This is a genomic window from Acetanaerobacterium elongatum (assembly GCF_900103835.1).
Lineage (GTDB): Bacteria > Bacillota > Clostridia > Oscillospirales > Ruminococcaceae > Acetanaerobacterium > Acetanaerobacterium elongatum.
Window position 1 is genome coordinate 1 of the sequence record NZ_FNID01000035.1, and the last position, 16980, is coordinate 16980.

Annotated in this window: 13 protein-coding genes and 1 pseudogene; 11 read left to right on the forward strand and 3 right to left on the reverse strand. The window is 53.4% G+C overall.

Features of this window, described 5'->3' with window-relative positions; all coding sequences use genetic code 11:
• Positions 1-205: transposase (locus tag BLR50_RS11575; protein WP_205408699.1), on the forward strand; the 205-nt coding region annotated here is incomplete at its 5' end.
• Positions 206-350: 145 nt separating this feature from the next.
• Here the strand turns inward: BLR50_RS11575 and BLR50_RS11580 are convergent.
• On the reverse strand, positions 351-1973 hold the full coding sequence (locus BLR50_RS11580; protein WP_242871759.1) for a peptide ABC transporter substrate-binding protein: 1623 nt from the start codon (positions 1971-1973) through the stop codon (positions 351-353).
• A 614-nt stretch (positions 1974-2587) separates the two neighbouring features.
• On the opposite strand from BLR50_RS11580, the gene aroF reads away from it, so the two are divergent.
• The 8 genes and pseudogenes from aroF (at position 2588) to BLR50_RS11615 (ending at position 12510) form a co-directional block, all read left to right on the forward strand.
• The gene (aroF, locus tag BLR50_RS11585) at positions 2588-3598 is read left to right on the forward strand and encodes a 3-deoxy-7-phosphoheptulonate synthase (protein WP_092642393.1); all 1011 of its coding nucleotides are present in this window, start codon (positions 2588-2590) and stop codon (positions 3596-3598) included.
• A gap of 70 nt (positions 3599-3668) precedes the next feature.
• Entirely contained in the window at positions 3669-4727 is a 1059-nt protein-coding gene (aroB, locus tag BLR50_RS11590) for a 3-dehydroquinate synthase (protein ID WP_242871758.1), read from the forward strand.
• A 417-nt stretch (positions 4728-5144) separates the two neighbouring features.
• Positions 5145-6401, forward strand: a complete 1257-nt coding sequence (gene aroA, locus BLR50_RS11595; RefSeq protein ID WP_092642396.1) for a 3-phosphoshikimate 1-carboxyvinyltransferase — start codon at positions 5145-5147, stop codon at positions 6399-6401.
• Positions 6402-6592: 191 nt separating this feature from the next.
• Positions 6593-7672 carry a chorismate synthase gene (gene aroC, locus BLR50_RS11600; protein WP_092642399.1) on the forward strand — a complete coding sequence of 360 codons (1080 nt, stop codon included), beginning with the start codon at positions 6593-6595 and terminating at the stop codon, positions 7670-7672.
• A 62-nt stretch (positions 7673-7734) separates the two neighbouring features.
• Complete coding sequence (locus tag BLR50_RS11605; protein WP_092642402.1) at positions 7735-8868, forward strand: bifunctional chorismate mutase/prephenate dehydratase; 1134 nt, start codon at positions 7735-7737, stop codon at positions 8866-8868.
• Between the two features lie 736 nt (positions 8869-9604).
• Positions 9605-10858, forward strand: a complete 1254-nt coding sequence (gene hflX, locus BLR50_RS11610; RefSeq protein ID WP_092642405.1) for a GTPase HflX — start codon at positions 9605-9607, stop codon at positions 10856-10858.
• Positions 10859-11310: 452 nt separating this feature from the next.
• Positions 11311-11853, forward strand: a pseudogene (locus BLR50_RS14600) (DUF6144 family protein); the annotation flags it as partial.
• A 108-nt stretch (positions 11854-11961) separates the two neighbouring features.
• Entirely contained in the window at positions 11962-12510 is a 549-nt protein-coding gene (locus BLR50_RS11615; protein ID WP_341465421.1) for a class I SAM-dependent methyltransferase, read from the forward strand.
• Between the two features lie 83 nt (positions 12511-12593).
• Here BLR50_RS11615 and BLR50_RS11620 read toward each other — a convergent pair whose 3' ends face one another.
• Positions 12594-13478: a radical SAM protein gene (locus BLR50_RS11620; RefSeq protein ID WP_092642408.1), complete on the reverse strand. Its 885-nt coding sequence runs from the start codon at positions 13476-13478 to the stop codon at positions 12594-12596.
• 131 nt (positions 13479-13609) lie between these two features.
• A complete protein-coding gene (locus BLR50_RS11625) occupies positions 13610-14131 on the reverse strand; it encodes a GNAT family N-acetyltransferase (RefSeq protein ID WP_092642411.1) in 522 nt (173 codons plus the stop codon).
• 333 nt (positions 14132-14464) lie between these two features.
• Between BLR50_RS11625 and BLR50_RS11630 the strand changes: the two genes are divergently transcribed.
• The gene (locus BLR50_RS11630; protein WP_092642414.1) at positions 14465-16030 is read left to right on the forward strand and encodes an oligosaccharide flippase family protein; all 1566 of its coding nucleotides are present in this window, start codon (positions 14465-14467) and stop codon (positions 16028-16030) included.
• A 375-nt stretch (positions 16031-16405) separates the two neighbouring features.
• Positions 16406-16681, forward strand: coding sequence for a hypothetical protein (locus BLR50_RS11635; protein ID WP_162840416.1), 276 nt, complete (start codon positions 16406-16408; stop codon positions 16679-16681).
• Positions 16682-16980: the final 299 nt, after the last annotated feature.

Consider the following 16980-nt stretch of genomic DNA (forward strand, 5'->3'; position numbering starts at 1 on the left):
ATTTGATAGGCATGCAAATTTGAAGTATAAGTATGGGAACAGGCATTTCTGGTGCAGAGGATATTATGTTGATACAGTAGGAAGAAATGCAAAAGTAATTGAAGAATATATCAAAAACCAATTACAAGAAGACATAGCTTCAGATCAAATATCATTCAAAGAATACATAGACCCGTTCACGGGTAGCAAGGAAACAAAGGCATGAAAAACGAACAGCCGCTTTAGCGGCTGCCCGTAATAGTAATGCGGTTGGCGGAACCATTCAGTGCGTCTTGAGACGCTGTGCCAGTAATATGCCCTTTTAGGGCTGGTGCATACCACCAGTTTAACTGGTGGTTTTGATTTTTGTGCTATTTCTTCTTAACCTTCTGCGCGTATTTAAACAGCAGCCTTCCGCCGAAGGGCGTGATGACGATATCCTTGCTGCGTTTAGAGAGGGCGTAGAAGCTGGTTTGATAAGCAAACGGGATGAGCACGGCATCATTGATGAGCTTCTGCTCCGCCTGCTTGAGGTAATCCCCCGCCTGCTTTTCGGGCGAGGAGGAGGCCAGCGCTATCAGGCTGTTATAATCTACGTCGGCATAGCCGATGATGTTCTTGGGAGAGTCGGAGGTAAAGGCCGAAAGCATATCGTAGGCGCTGTCGCTATCCGGCTTAAACGGAACCAGTGCCGCCTGAAACTTGCCGGACTTCATGGCGGTTTGAATATCCTCCAGCGGCATGCGCTTAAGGCTTACAAAGGCTGAAAGATCCCTCTGCCAGGTTTGCTGCGTAAACTGCATCAAAAAGCTGAACGGCTCGGTATCGGGGCAGAGGATGGTGATGCTGGGCTCGTAGGTGCTCAGCTCGGAGGTGCCGAGCTGAAAGCTTGCAAGCGCATTCTCGGGCAGGTAGGGCAGCAGGATGTTCAGCCCAGCGGCCTTGCGGAAGGGCTGCCCGCCGAAGGTAACCACCGGCGGAACATAGCCGCCCGCGTTCTTCAGCCAGATAGGAAGCTGGTTTTGGTAGGCGGTGCCGGTAAACGCGCTTGCAAGGCCCAAGCGGATATTGCGGTTTGAGCAGACCTTATCGTTTGTGTTGAATACCAGCGCCCAGGTTGTATCCTGAAACTGCGCGTACCCGTAGCCCTGCTGAACCAGCGATTCAATCTTCTCGCCCGAAACACTCATTACATCGGTGGTGCCGTTTAAAAAGCGTTTGAGCACCTCGGTGTCTGACTTGCCGGGGTAAAGCCCCACTACCTCCGGGCTTACATCGGCGGCATGTGTATAATACTCGTTTTTTGACAGTACAAGGCTTTTGCCCTGCTTCCATGAATAGAAGCTAAACGGCCCGTTGGTGACGATATTCTTGTTATCCATGCCGTACTTGCCCTTGGTTTGGGTAAAAAACTGCTGATTGCAGGGCATGGCGGGGGTGGTGGTGGTAAGCTCCAGAAAACCGTCGCTGGGGTATTCTAGCTCTACGGTAAGCTGGGTTGCCGAGGTGGCATACACCCCCAGCGCCTCCTTGGGCTGCTTGCCCGCCATGATATCGGCGGCGTTCTTGAGGCACAGGAACTGCTTGATGTAGGGTGAACCGGTGTATTTATCGAAAAGACGCTGAAAGGCGAATACAAAGTCGTGCGCCGTAACCGGATCCTGCTTTTTATTATTCAACACCCAGCAGGCGTTCTCATCCAGTGTAAAGGTGTAGGTGAGCTTATCGTCTGAAACGGTGTAGGACGAGGCCACCCCGTTAATCAGGTTGCCGTCCTTGTCGTGCGTCATCAGGCCCTCGAAGGTGTTTTGTATGATGAGCAGCGAGACAGGGTCGGCGGAAACCTGCGGGTCTAGGTTCTTAGGCTCGGAAGAGATATCGTAACGAAAGGTGGTGCTATCATCGGAGCCGCAGCCGCTGAGCAGGGCGGTTAGGAATATAACGACGGCAACCAAGGCAAGCAGGCGCTTATTCGGCACAGCGGTTCCCTCCATCTTCAATGTATTTCTTGTGCTTTCGGTTATACTAACGAGATTTTTGATGATAATGCTTCAATAACATTGTAAAAAAACAAATATCCGTTTACGAAGATTAGTATTATTGTAACACCCGACCTGCGTAATAGCAAGCAACCGAAGATGTGAAAGTGTTAATCTAACTGATTTTTCCGTTTTTTATACCAAATTACCATAAGCCTTAAACCGGCTTTGATTATAAAAAGTTGTTGACAAACAAGCTCTTGCACGATATACTGTAACAAACCCTGAGGAAAGGAGAACATTTCTCGTATGGCGAATCTTTTTGCAGCAGCAATAGGATTTTTTTACTTTATTAGCTTGGGCTATTTCTTTAGCGCCGGCTTTTTTTGCTGCAAAAAAACATCAGACCGACGGGTAATGTTTATGCCTTCGTAACCGAAGGGAATACAAACCGGAATAGTGGGGCTGATGCTTTAAAGCGGTAAAGCATCAGCCCCTTTTATTTTTATCAACAAACATGAGAAAAGGAGAAGGTCAAAAGTTTGAAAGATCAATCTTTCAAACTCAGGGTTTTGTGCTTTTCGGCGAGCCGAAACCGCACAATTCCCGGAAAGGTGGAGTAAATTCATATGGTTGTACTTGTAAAACAGGGCACGGATGATGTAAAATTACAGAGGCTGATAGCGCAGCTGCAGAGCTACGGGGTGCAGGTTCACCCGGTAAAGGGCACCCAGACCACCATTCTGGGGCTGATTGGTGACACCTCGGCGGTGGATATCGACCAGATCGCCTCCATCGACATCGTGGAGAGTGTGAAGCGTATTCAGGAGCCGTATAAAAACGCCAACCGCAAGTTCCACCCGAACGATACCGTTGTAGAGGTAGGCGGGCTGAAGATTGGCGGCGGGCATTTTCAGGTGATTGCCGGCCCCTGCTCGGTAGAGAGCGGGGAGCAGATCTGCGAGGTGGCCGCACGGGTAAAGAAGGCGGGCGCGAACCTTTTGCGCGGCGGCGCGTTCAAGCCGCGAACCTCTCCCTATGCGTTTCAGGGGCTGCGTGCCGAGGGTATTGAGCTGTTAAGCGAGGCGCGCGGGCAGACCGGCCTGCCCATCGTTACCGAGATTATGAGTGCCTCCCACATCCCGCTGTTTGAAACGGTGGACATTATTCAGGTGGGCGCGCGCAACATGCAGAACTTCGAGCTTTTAAAGGAGCTGGGCAAGCTGAAAAAGCCCATTCTGCTAAAGCGCGGCTTGGCCAACACGATTGAAGAGCTGTTGATGAGCGCAGAATACATTATGGCAGGCGGCAACACACAGGTAATATTATGCGAGCGCGGCATCCGCACCTTTGAAACCGCCACCCGCAACACGCTGGATATCTCGGCGATACCGATATTAAAGCAGAAATCGCACCTGCCTGTGGTGGTAGACCCAAGCCATGCGGCGGGAATCACCTCGCTGGTGCTGCCGCTTTCGCTCGCGGCGCTTGCGGCGGGTGCGGACGGTTTGATTATAGAGGTGCACAACAACCCCGAAAAGGCGCTTTCAGACGGTGCGCAGTCGCTTACCCCCGACCAGTTTGACGGGGTGATGGAGAAGATTAAGGGCGCCGCCGCGTTCTTTGGCAGGGTGATGTAATTATGGCAGGGGCGCGCATTTGCGCTGGCGGTTCTGTCAACGAGATTATTACGGAAGGATTGGTATTTCGATGCAGGTGAACACCATCCATGTAAAAACCGGCTCGCCCTATGATGTGCAGATCGGCGAAGGCCTGCTTGAGCGGTGCGGCGCCGAGGTGCGCAAGGTTGCCCCCAAGGCACGCGTGGCCGCGATTGTTACCGATGATATTGTGGCGCCGCTCTATGCCGATAGGGTGGAGTGCTCGTTGATTGAAGCGGGCTTTGAGGTTGCGCGCCATACCATTAAAAACGGCGAGCCCTCCAAATGCCACGAAACGCTGATTGGCATCTACTCGTTTTTAAATAAGAGCGGCGTTACGCGCTCAGACCTATTGATTGCGCTGGGCGGCGGCGTGGTGGGCGACATCACCGGCTATGCCGCGGCCACCTATCTGCGCGGGGTTGCGTATGTGCAGCTGCCCACCACGCTGCTGGCTCAGGTGGATTCTTCGGTGGGCGGCAAAACCGCGGTGGATATCCCCGAGGGCAAGAACCTGGTGGGGGCGTTCTGGCAGCCCAAGCTGGTGGTGTGCGATGTATCCGCCCTTGCCACCCTGCCCAAGGAGACCTTTGCCGACGGTGCGGCGGAGGTGATCAAGTACGGCGCCATCTGGGACGCGGAGCTGTTTAAGCGGCTGGAGCAGGGTGCTTTGTATAGCGACACCATCAGCGTTATTACCCGCTGTATTGACATCAAGCGCGAGGTGGTGGAGAAGGACGAATTCGATAAGGGCCTGCGCGCACTGTTAAACTTCGGGCACACGCTCGGGCATGCCATCGAGGCCGAAAGCGGCTACACCGTTACCCATGGGGCGGCGGTTGCGGTGGGCATGGTGCTGATTGCGCAGATCTCACAGCGAATGCGCCTGACCGACGGCATCAATACCAAGCGGCTGACAGCGTGCATTGCCCGCCACGGGCTGAAAACCGAAACCGGCTATTCGATGCAGGAGCTGTATCCGCACTGCTTTAGCGATAAAAAGTGTGAGGGCGACAGCATTACGCTGGTGCTGCTGCATGAGATTGGCATGGCGTTTTTGTATACCGCAAAGAACGAGGATTTGAAGGGGATACTGGGGATACAGTAGGGGCGAACATACACCAGCCATTTCACCGGACGCTGTATAAATACCGCGGGCGATTGATAATCGCCCCTACAAACGCATTATGGGGCGCCGAGGTTCTCTACCGGTAACGGAGAATGCAGGCAGGGGCGAAGCCCCTGCCGAATATCCCCCTCCCGCGCAAAAGGCCTTAATGCCTATACTGGCCCGATACGCGGGAGGGGGTTGGGGGTGGGCTTTTGCAAGGCTGGGAAGAATCTTTGCGCAACGGTTAAGACCGTTTACTACAAACCGGCCGTTGCCCCAGCGCGAATATATTACCGCGGGCGGCCAATGGCTGCCCCTACAATCAAACCTTTAACGGGTGAGATAACAGGGGGCGTCGGGGACGCCGCCCCCTACATTCTAACCCTACCCCCTACGAAAGGCGGAATCACTACGATGGATAAGATTGTACACCCTTCCTCCGTAAGCGGAAGGTTTCAGGCGCCCTCCTCCAAATCGGCCTCCCACCGCGCCGTGATTGCGGCGGCACTGGCTGGGGGCGAGAGTTATATCAGCGGCCTTGCGGTGAATGACGATATTGCAGTTACCATCAAGGCATGCGAGGCTTTGGGTGCACAGATAGAACGCGATGATGACAGCGCAAGGATAATCGGGATTGTAAACCCGCCCAATAGCGCCGGGATTCACTGCGGCGAGAGCGGCTCTACCCTGAGGTTTATGCTGCCCATCGCAGCGGCGCTGGGGGTAAACGCGGTATTTACCGGCGAGGGCAGGCTGCCCGGCCGCCCTATCCATATGCTGGTGGACGAGCTGTGCAGAAACGGTATTACAACCGACTATGCGGGCAATATGCCGTTTAGTATAAGCGAAAATCTGAATAACGGAACGTATAGAATAGGCGGCGGAGTCAGCTCGCAGTTTGTAACAGGGCTGCTGTTTGCGCTGCCTTTACTAAGCGGCGACAGTGAGATTATTATCGAGGGCCGGCTGGAATCTAAGCCCTATGTGGACATGACGGTTTCAACGCTCAAGGCGTTCGGTATAACCGTAGAGGAGAAGGGAAACGGTTATTCTGTAAAAGGAAATCAAAGATATACAAATTGTAATATACGCGTGGAGGGCGATTACTCGGGCGCCGCATTTTTGCTGGCAGCGGCAGCACTTTCCGGAGAGGTGGGCTGCGAGGGCCTGAGTGAGGATTCCCTGCAGGGCGACCGTGCCATACTGCCGTTGTTGGAGCGCTTCGGCGCGCAGGTATCCCATGAGGCGGGTATGGTTACGGTAAAACAGGGAAGGCTAAGGGGCATTGAAATCGACGCCGCGGATATCCCCGACTTGGTGCCGGTGCTGGCTGTGATTGCGGCCTGTGCCAAGGGTACTACTATTATAAAAGGGGCCGCGCGGCTTCGTATAAAGGAATCCGACCGATTGGCGTCGGTTTCCGCCATGCTCGGCGGGTTTGGCGCGGATATTACGCAGACCGACGACGGGTTTAAGATTATCGGAAAACCGGAGCTGACAGGCGGCGAGGCGCAGAGCTTCGGCGACCACCGCATTGCCATGTCGGCGGCGGTGGCGGCGCTGCGGTGCAAAGGCCCTGTTGTCATCCGCGGTGCGGAGTGCGTGAGCAAATCCTACCCCGACTTTTTTGAGGTGCTGCAATCCGTTTCACAATGCAGGGAACGGTCTTGACCGTTTTGCAATACCCCCATAACCCCTGATATCCGCAGGGGCGCGCATTGCGCGCCTGCAGTTTACCGGAGGCGGTATAGATACCGCGGACGGCCAATGGAAGCCAATACAAGAGACGAGAACAAATTTCACAAGAGAACCTTTTTTACGAACTGTTATAAATATAAGATGTATTACCGGGAGGAACTTTCATGTCATCAATCTGGGGCGACAGGCTTAAAATATCGGTGTTCGGCGAAAGCCACAGCGAGGGTATCGGCGTGGTGATCGACGGCTTTCCCGCGGGCGTTGAGATAAACTTTAAAGAGGTAGAGCGCTTTATGGCGCGGCGCGCTCCCGCAGGGCAGGCCTATTCCACCAAGCGGAAGGAGCCTGATGTTCCGCAGGTGGTTTCTGGCATCTTAAACGGCGTAACCTGCGGCACACCGATCTGCTGTGTGATTCAGAACACCGACACGCGCTCTAAGGATTATGAGAATATCGCGCTCAAGCCCCGCCCGGGCCATGCCGATTACACCGGCTTTGTGCGCTACCACGGGTATAACGACCCGCGCGGCGGCGGGCATTTTTCTGGCAGGCTGACAGCGCCCCTTGTTTTTGCGGGGGCCTTATGCAAACAGTACCTCGCGGGCAAGGGCATTACCGTTGGCGCGCATATCTATGAGCTGGGCGGCGTTGCCGACACCCCGTTTGACGATACAGCAATCTCGTCTAAATTGCTGCGCGCGCTGTGGAAGAAGCCGCTGCCGGTAAACGACGACGCCAAGGGCGAGCAGATGCTTGCCGTGATTGAGCAAAAGCGCATGGAAGGCGACTCGGTGGGCGGCGTGGTGGAATGTGCGGCCATCGGGCTACCCGCGGGGCTTGGCAGCCCCATCTTCGGCAGCGTGGAGGGCGAGCTTTCAAGCCTGTTGTTCGGGATTCCCGCCGCAAAGGGCGTGGAGTTCGGCGCGGGCTTTGCCGCCGCGCGCATGACGGGCAGCGAGCACAACGACAGCTTTATCATCAAGGACGGCGCGGTGAAAACCAAAACCAACCGCCACGGCGGCATCCTTGGGGGGATTACCTCCGGCATGCCGCTGGTGTTCAGGGCGGCGTTCAAGCCTACCCCCTCTATTTCGCAGGAGCAGCAGACGGTGGACCTTGCCGAGATGAAGCCCGCTGCCATTGTGATTAACGGCAGGCACGACCCCTGCGTGGTGCCGCGTGCGGTGCCCTGCGTGGAGGCCGCGGCGGCGGTGGCGCTGACGAACCTGTATTTACAAAAGTAGACCTGATATCTAAGCGGAACGGTCAAGGCCGTTTTCTACCGTATTGAAAGGAATGGTATCCTTTGAAGGATTTAAACCAGCTTCGCGTGGAAATAGATCAGACCGACGAGCAGCTGCTTGCGTTGTTTAAGCAGCGCATGGGGCTGGTGAAGGAGGTTGCCGCCTACAAGGCGGCTAACAGTTTACCTGTTTATCAGCCCGAGCGGGAGAAACTCTTGTTAAAACGGGTGGGCGAGCTGGCGGGCGAGGAGTATCGCATCCCCGCGCAGATGCTGTTTACCTCGATTATGGATATCAGCAAGGCCAACCAGCAGGTGGCAGCCCCCGGTGCGCTGACGCAGATGCTGCTGCAGGCGGCCGAGAATTCGCAGCCCATCCCCGGTGGGGCGACGGTGGCTTGCGCGGGTGTAGAGGGTGCGTATTCCTATGTCGCGGCCGGGCGCCTTTTACAGGAGCCGAACCGTGTTTGCTTTGAGCGGTTCGAGGATGTGTTTGCCGCGGTAGTAAGCGGCAGGTGCCGGTATGGCGTGCTGCCCATCGAAAACAGCAGCGCAGGCTCGGTTACGCAGGTGTACGACCTTCTGCGCAGCGACGGCTGCTATATTGTAAAAAGCTATAACCTGAAGATTACGCATTCGCTGCTGGGGGTTCCCGGGGCGAAGCTTGGCGACATTACGCGTGTATACTCCCACCCGCAGGCGCTGGCGCAGTGCGGCGGGTTCTTTTCGCAGAACCGGCAGATTACCGGCATCCCTTACTCCACCACCGCGGCAGCCGCGCAGTATGTATCACAGCTGGGCGACAAAACGGCGGCGGCACTGGCGGGGGAGGACTGCGCGCGCCTTTACGGCCTAGAGGTGCTGAATAGCGAGGTGCAGAATGCGGAGAATAACTATACGCGGTTTATCCTCATCACCAAAACCCCTGCCGCCGCCCCAGAGGCCAACCGCATTGCGCTGGTGCTGAAGCTTTCGCACACCCCGGGCGCTTTGCACCGGCTGATTTCGCGCTTCGCGGCACGTGGCTTAAACCTTACCAAGATTGAATCCCGCCCTATCCCCGAGGTGCCGTTTGAGTTTTTGTTTTACTTTGAGTTTGACGGCAATGTACGCCAGCCGAAGGTGCGGGAGCTTTTGGAGAACCTGAACAGCGAGCTGGAATACCTGCGCTTTTTGGGCAACTACGCGGTGGAATAATACGCCTATCCGCCTTTGCGGATAGGACATATAATGGTAGAGGGGATTACGCTTTCCCGCGAAACTAATGCTAACAAAACGATAGCGACCGGAACGGTCAAGACCGTTCCCTACAATTCTCAATCGGGATTCCGTAGGGCGGGGTTATCCCGCCCGCGTGTTTTTCACTATTTCACGGTGAGGATGTAGGGGCGCTTACTAAGCGCCCGCGGTATCACCGGACGCCGCATGGATACCGCGGGAGGCCGATGGCCTCCCCTGCAAGGAAAACGAAACGTCGAGAACGCCGCCCCCTACATACCACCGCAGAATGCGGTGAACATACGGGGGTACCCGTGCGGGGGCGAAGCCCCCCGCACATTCCTCCCCCTCCCGCGAAGCAGCTTGCAGACTTAATGTTCCTTCGTTGCGGGAGGGAGTTGGGGGTGGGCAAGTAGTAGCTGGAGATTAGTTGTTAGTAGAAAGCACCCCTAAGAGGGAGAGAGTTTAGGCTTTGGAGGGTGCGTTTATCTGTGTAGGGAACGGCTTTGACCGTTGTGTTATGAACTTTTATAACCCATGATGCCGGTAGGGGCGCGCATTGCGCATCCGCAGCATTACCGGAGGTCGTATAAAATACCGTGGGCGATTGATTAGCCCCTACGAATCCCCAGAGGCAGACACAAATCCAGGGCGGACACATAGGCCCGCCCCTACAACCCTATTGAATCATCTGCGTGAAAGGCTGGATTGATGGATGGCCGAACTGTATGAAAACAAAGAGCAGCAGCGGGCGGTACTGGCGGCGGTGGATACCGGAGAATACGACATCGAGGTGTCGCTGGCCGAGCTTTCGGAGCTTGCCAGAACCGCGGGCGCCGAGGTGGTGGCCTCGGTTACCCAGAAGCGGGAGGCGCCCGATAACGCCACCTGCCTTGGCAGCGGCAGGCTTGCCGAGCTGTGCGATTTCTGCGAAAAGAACGAGATAAACCTTGTGGTGTTCGACCACGAGCTTTCCGCTGCCCAGATACGCAATATTGAGGATATCGTGAAGGTGCGCGTCATCGACCGCACCATGCTGATTCTCGATATCTTCGCCATGCGTGCGGTTTCTAAGGAGGGCAAGGTGCAGGTGGAGCTTGCGCAGCAGCGCTACCGTCTGCCGCGTCTGCTCGGGCTTGGCACCCAGCTTTCGCGTTTGGGCGGCGGCATCGGCACGCGCGGCCCCGGTGAAACCAAGCTGGAGACCGACCGCAGGCATATCCGCAGGCGCATCTCGTTTTTGGAGGAGGAGCTGGAGGAGCTTACCCGCCAGCGGCAGGACCTGCGCAAGCGCCGCAAGAAGAACGGTGTGCTCACCGCCGCTATTGTAGGGTACACCAACGTGGGTAAAAGCACCCTTTTAAACGCGCTTACCGACGCGGGGGTGCTGGCGGAGGATAAGCTGTTCGCCACCCTCGACCCCACGGCGCGTTCGCTAAAGCTGCCCGACGGGCGGAATATCGTGCTGATCGATACGGTAGGGCTGATCCGCAGGCTGCCGCACCAGCTGATTGAGGCGTTTAAGTCAACCTTGGAGGAGGCCGCGGGCGCGGATATCATTTTAAATGTGTGCGATATCACCAGCAGCGAAACCCAAACGCAGCTGGAGGTTACCCGCACGCTCTTGGAGGAGATCGGTGCCTCCGGTATCCCGATACTTACCGTTTATAACAAATGTGATATGCTGTCAGAAAGGCCCCTGCCGGGCGAGGGCCGCGTGTACATCTCGGCCAAAACGGGCGAGGGGTTTGATGAGCTGCTAACGGCAGTTGCCGCCACCCTGAAGGAGACGACGCGCCGTATGCGGGTGACCATCCCCTATGCCGAGGGCGGGCTGGCCGCGCAGGTGCGCACCGAGGGCAAGCTGATAGAAGAACAGTTCGGCGAAAACGGCATTGCGCTGGATGTGATCGTCGACACCCGCACGCGGCTTTATCAATCACTTGTGCGGTATGAGGAGCAGCAGTAAACGTTGAGTAAAAATGAAAGCGGCGTGTCGAAAAAAGGTGAATCTTCCGGCACACCGCTTTTTTGATTGGTTCAAGGGCTTTTGCAATCTTGTCCGCCTGACGGATGGCATTTTGTTGACGGTATCCTTCACATAAACACTTTCCTCAAGCATTGTTCTTACCAAAAAGGGAGCATGTTGACAAGAAGAATTTGTTATGGTACTATCAAGCAGTACTTTTTTATAATGAAAGGGCATATTCACATGCTTGATCCGATCTATCACTAACCTTTGAACAGGATACGCAGGAAGGCTATTTAGTGTAGCCTTGGTTTGTTGTACGCTTTGAAGAATAGTGAATCGTGGTAAAGCTGTGTGAATACCTTGTATTTGCACACTGTTTTTGGTGTGCTTTTTTATTTGCGCAGTTTCACAAGCCACAGTTCACAAACCATTGAGAATTGAGGTTTATGATGTTTGATATTAGAAAAATCCAAGAGCAGGTACTCTTTAACGCGGTTAAAGGCGCAAGCAACGATGAAACGGCTGCCCAGATTGTATATGGCGAAAACGGGCAGGCCTCAGCCGAGGATAATGCGGCGTGGGTAAAATTCGCTATGCTAAGGCTCGAAACCCGTTTCGACAGGCCGGTTGTGAAGCAGATTCGCATGAACTGCCAATGCGGGTACGGCATGGACGAAAGGCTGCAGCTTGTGAAAAAACTGGTGGAATCCTCGTCGAGCATGGAGGAGTTTGCAAGCCGGGAAAGAGCAAGGGCGGCAGGGTTATCCTGCGTAGACGGAGAGCTTTACCTGCAGTTTGGGTTCTGCCCCTGCCCGATGCTTGCCACGGTGGACAGACTGAAAACAAACACCTGGTGCCAATGTACTACCGGGTACAGCAAGGTTCTTTTTGAAAGGGCCTTTGGCTGTGCGGTTGACGTAGAGCTGTTAAAAAGCATTAAAATGGGCGACGAAATCTGCCTGATGAAGATTATCCCCAGTGAGGCTGTTTGGGGCAAAGAAAAGCTTGAAAAGATGGACAATTTTTTTGCAGCCCGCGTCGAGAGCTACGACGAGCATATGCTTACGAATGTTAATGGCTGTAAAGAGGCCTATATGGAAATGGCACGGCTGATACCAAAAAGCTGTAAAGCCCTGCTTGACCTTGGCTGCGGCACGGGGCTGGAGCTTGATGAGATTTTTAAGCTGCTGCCGGATATTCAGGTGACAGGGATTGACCTTACCCAAGCAATGCTTGATAAGCTTAAACAAAAGCATGCGGATAAGGACATCAGCCTGATCTGCGGAAGCTATTTTGATGTTGACCTTGGCGCAGGGGAATATGACTGTGCGGTTTCTTTTCAAACGCTGCACCATTTTTCTCATGATGCAAAGACCGGCCTGTACAGGAGGATAGTTAACGCCTTAAACGAAAACGGAATATATATTGAGTGCGATTATATGGTGGAAAGCATAGAGGAGGAAGAGTTTTATTACGCTGAGAATGCTCGCATCCATAATGAAATGAATCTTCCCGAAGAGGCGTTTTATCATTACGATACGCCCTGTACGGTAGAAAATCAGCTGAAAATGCTTCAAAACGCCGGATTTACAAAGGTTGAACAGGTATTCCGCTTGGGAAACACCACGATGCTCGTTGCCAGAAAATAACCGGATGAGCCTCAGCATACTATCCATAATTCTATTTAAGAGATGAAGGGAAGCCAGACGGCTTCCCTTCATCTCTTTACCGGTTAAACCCCGCTTAGGTCAAAGCAGGGGATATAGTCCTTTTTTGCGGCGCAGCGCTCCTGCAAAAAGCCGTCTTCAATACCGCTTTCAAACAGATAGTTCTGCACCTTCTCGTATTCACGCATGGTAATGCGGCGGTTGATCTCGGGGCAGCCGCTTAACTCTCCGCAGGGGGTATACTGGCTCATCAGCGAGAAAAGCACGCTGCCCGGCGGGAAGGTGGCCCTTACCCAGTTAATTACCGCAAGGGTGTTGCGGGTATTCCCGGGCAATATCAGGTGGCGGATAAGCACGCCGCTTTTCAGCAGCCCGTTTTCATCCAGCACATAATCACCTGTTTGACGGTACATCTCCCTGATTGCCTTGGAGGCGTATTCAAAGTAATCCGGCGCGCGGGAGTACCGCTCGGATACCGCGCTGTCTACATACTTCATATCGGGCAGATACACCTGAATCTTACCTTCAAGCAGTCGCAGAGATTCCACGCGCTCGTACCCGCTGCTGTTGTATACCACCGGTACCGGCAGGGGTTGGGTAAGGCTTTGGGCAATCGCCCTGGTGAAATGGGTGGGGTTTACAAGGTTGATGTTGTGCACACCCTGCGCAATCAGCTCAAAATAAATCTCCCGCAGGCGGGCTACCGTAATCTCCTTGCCGTAGTTTTCGTGGCTGATGGCATGGTTTTGGCAGAACACGCAGCCAAGCGAACAGCCGCTGAAGAACACCGTACCCGAGCCTTTGGTGCCGCTGATGGGCGGTTCCTCCCACAGGTGCACACCGGCGCGCGCAACCACAGGGTTATCCACCATTTTGCATACGCCTAAAGTGGCCGCGCTTTCCCTTAACGCGCCGCAGCGGCGCGGGCAGACCGTGCAACGTTCGGCCATTTACAATCACGCCCTTTCTTGCAGCCTTTACACCCAAAAGCAAAAGTAACGATGCCGTTTTGCCGCAGAAGCGATTCAAGCCCAATAACCGTTGCACCGATTATTGGGCTTAACAGATTTCATCTTTTAAATTATAGCCCTTCCAGCACCGATAAATCGGCCTTCCGTTCGGTAAGCTCCTTGTAAAACAGCCCTCTGGCATAGCCCTTGGTTTCACTTACCGCACGAATATAAAAGCCGCTTTTATAATAAAACATCACGAGCTTGGTTTTCTTTGCGGGGGTGTGCAGGGCAAGCGCATCAATCTTCAGCGCGCGGCACTGAAGCTCAACCTCCTGCAGCATCTGCGAGCCGATGCCCGAATGCTGCTCCTCCGGCAGCACACACAGACGGCTGATATAGGCAATCTTCGCGCCGCTTGCGTCGGTGAAAACCTGATAGCGCACGGTGCCGACCACCTTGCCGTTCTTGGTGCAGACCAGCACGGTTTTGTGCTCCAGATCCCTGAGGATATCGGCACTGGTCTCTTTTAGGGCGGCGACACCGCCGGGCAGATTCAATTCACTGTTTATTTCAGCGTAGGCGAGTACGATAAGATTATAGATTTTTGGTGCGTCGAATGGGGTGGCTTTTCTAACAAAAGCTAAGCTCATTTTAAGTGCAAATCCTTTCTGGCGGCAATTCCACAGAAAACGATGAAGGTTATCGGGATAATTGCAATGATTTTTGCCAAAGGCAGGCCATAGACCGTTGCCTAAAAATATCTTAATCCGGTAATGTTGAAAATAGGGAAAGTTTATTAATATATTTTTGGGTTGGCAAACATTATTATAGCATACGGGTTATAAAAAAACACTGCCAACCGCGACATTTTTTTCGTAATTTCGAGCGATTATTCCGTTGAAATGAATGGCAGCGTTGGAATTAAAGAACGGCAGTATTAAAGGGCGGACAAAACCATATACATATTTTTGGGGTGATGCCGCTTGAAAATACGCAAACGCTCGGTATTTTACGCTGTTTTGATGTTTACTGCCTCCTCCGTCGGGCTGCAGTTGTTGGGGTTTATCTACCGCATAGCCCTTTCTCGATTGATCGGCGCCGAAGGGATGGGTGTGTACGGGCTGGTGATGCCGGTTTACAGCGTGGTGCAGTCGTTTGCCCTGTGGGGGCTAACCCTTGCCCTCACAAAGGAATCGGCCAAGTATGAAGCGCTGAACAATCCAAAGGCTTCAGCCACCGCGGTGCGTACCGCCATCCTGCTGTACCTGCTGCAGTTTGCGATTATTGCAGTTCCTATTTTTATGTGGAGCAAGCCCATCGCCGCCAATATTCTGGGCGACTTTAGAACCCGTGCCGCGCTGCTCATCCTGCTGCCCTGTATGTGTCTTACCGGGATTGAAAACCTTTTTAAGGCACACTTTCAGGGAATACGCTATATCTACCCGCCTATTGTGTCGGAGCTTTGCGAGCAGCTTATACGCATGGGTGCCGTATTGGGGCTGCTTATACTCTTTGCCGGAGCAAGCCCGGGGGTGGCAGCCGCGCTGATTGTTACGGGGATGCTGGTAAGTGAGGTTTTCAGCTCGACATTTTTATCCCTATGGTATCTTATTCGTAAACGATGCTTAAAAAAGAGGGACTGTCTCGCTTATTCTGCAAAGCTGGAGGAATGGAAGGGCAAGCCGCAGGCCGATATCCCCAAAACGCTGTTTGCCGCGGCGCTGCCGGTTTCGTTTGCGGGGCTTTTAAATAACCTGCTGGCAAGCGCCACCACGGTAATACTGCCGCGCCGCCTGATGCTCGCGGGCCTGAGCCAGACACAGGCGTTAAGCGATTTTGGCATTATGACAGGCATGACAATGCCGCTTTTAATGATGCCTGCCGCGTTTATCTTCCCGCTTACCGCGGTGCTGGTGCCAAAGCTGGCCGAGGCATGCGCGCTGAAGAACGCCGAGGATGTAAGGCGAAAGGCGGCAAAGGGGATTCATACCACCGGCATTATCGCGTTTGCCGCCTGCGCCGTACTGCTGCCGCTGGGCAAAGAGATCGCACAGCTTTTGTATAACGAGCCCGCGGCGGGCAATTTTATGGCGCCGCTTACGGCGGCGGCGTTTTTCACCTATTACCAGGTGGTGACGGGCAGCATTTTAAACGGGGTGGGGCGACAGAAGCTCTCCTCGCTGAGTATTGTGCTCTGCTCGGTGATACATATACTGTTTACATGGTTTGCTGCCGCTGCCCCCGGGGTGGGCATGTGGGGCTATGTGATCGGCGACCTTGTAAGCGCCCTGTTCGGTGCTGCGTTTAACACGTTTTTCATTGTGCGCACCACCGGGCTCTCGCTGCGCGTGCATAACTGGTTTATAAAGCCGCTGCTTTCTTTTTTGGCAGCGGTGTTCGCGGCAAGGATATCTATTTTGCTGTTGGGTACGTTCACTGCGGCTTTTTCCATTATACTTTCAGCCGCAATCTGTCTGGCGGTTTATTTTATCACCCTGCGCTTTCAGGGAATCAGCCTGCGAAGATATATACAAACCATCCGCGAGTAACTTTACTATGGGTACTATTCACTGTAAATACTGAGAATTGGAATAGAACAAGTGGAATAAACCGGAAAACAGCCTTGGAACCCTGTAATCAAGCCGTTTGTGTTTACATAAACACAATATTATCTGCCGGAATTGGTATTTATGCACAACAGATTTCGTAAAATCTTCACAGTATTATCAGTAAAGATTGTGTAAATACCGTCGTTTTACTGATTGTTTTAGCCTTTATGATGCGCTATAATGAACAACGGTTTGAGAAACATAGCCAAACAAACAGGCGCTGTGTTGTTGAAAACCACGAAGTATGAAGTAAAAACACGGAGGCGTAAGCCTCAATCCGCATTGCTTGCGGAAAAGGAAAGGATAGGATTTGTTATGAAGAATATTGCTAAAGTTCTTGCTGTATCTGCTGTTGTTATGGCTGCTGCTATGATGTTTGCTGCTTGCGGCGACACCGCTGCTGCTTCCTCTACCCCCGCTGCTTCTGAAGCTGCTTCCTCTGTAGCTGCTTCTTCTGAGGCTGCTCCTTCTGAAGCTGCTTCTTCTGAGGTTGCTTCTTCTGAGGCTGCTTCCTCTGCTGCTTCTTCTGAAGCTGCTTCCTCTGCTGCTGCTTCTTCTGAGGCTGCTTCTTCTGCTGCTTCTTCCAAGTAATTTACTAACAGGTAACTTTCATACGTACTCCGAAAAGCCGCTCCTTCATCGGAGCGGCTTTTCTCATCTGAAACTGTTTTCGCATCCCCCGATTGAATTCACAGGAGAAAATGGGCAACCACGTTTAGCCTTCGCACAATACATAGTACAACATCGGTTTACAGTGCAGCAAAAATACTAGAAACCGGCACTGGTAGTTTGCACAAACACCTTACAGACGTCAGGAAAAAATTATCTGTTTTGTAAGCGGCTCTTTGTATTGAATTCTTACCTTTCAGCATATATAATAAACTTTGAGT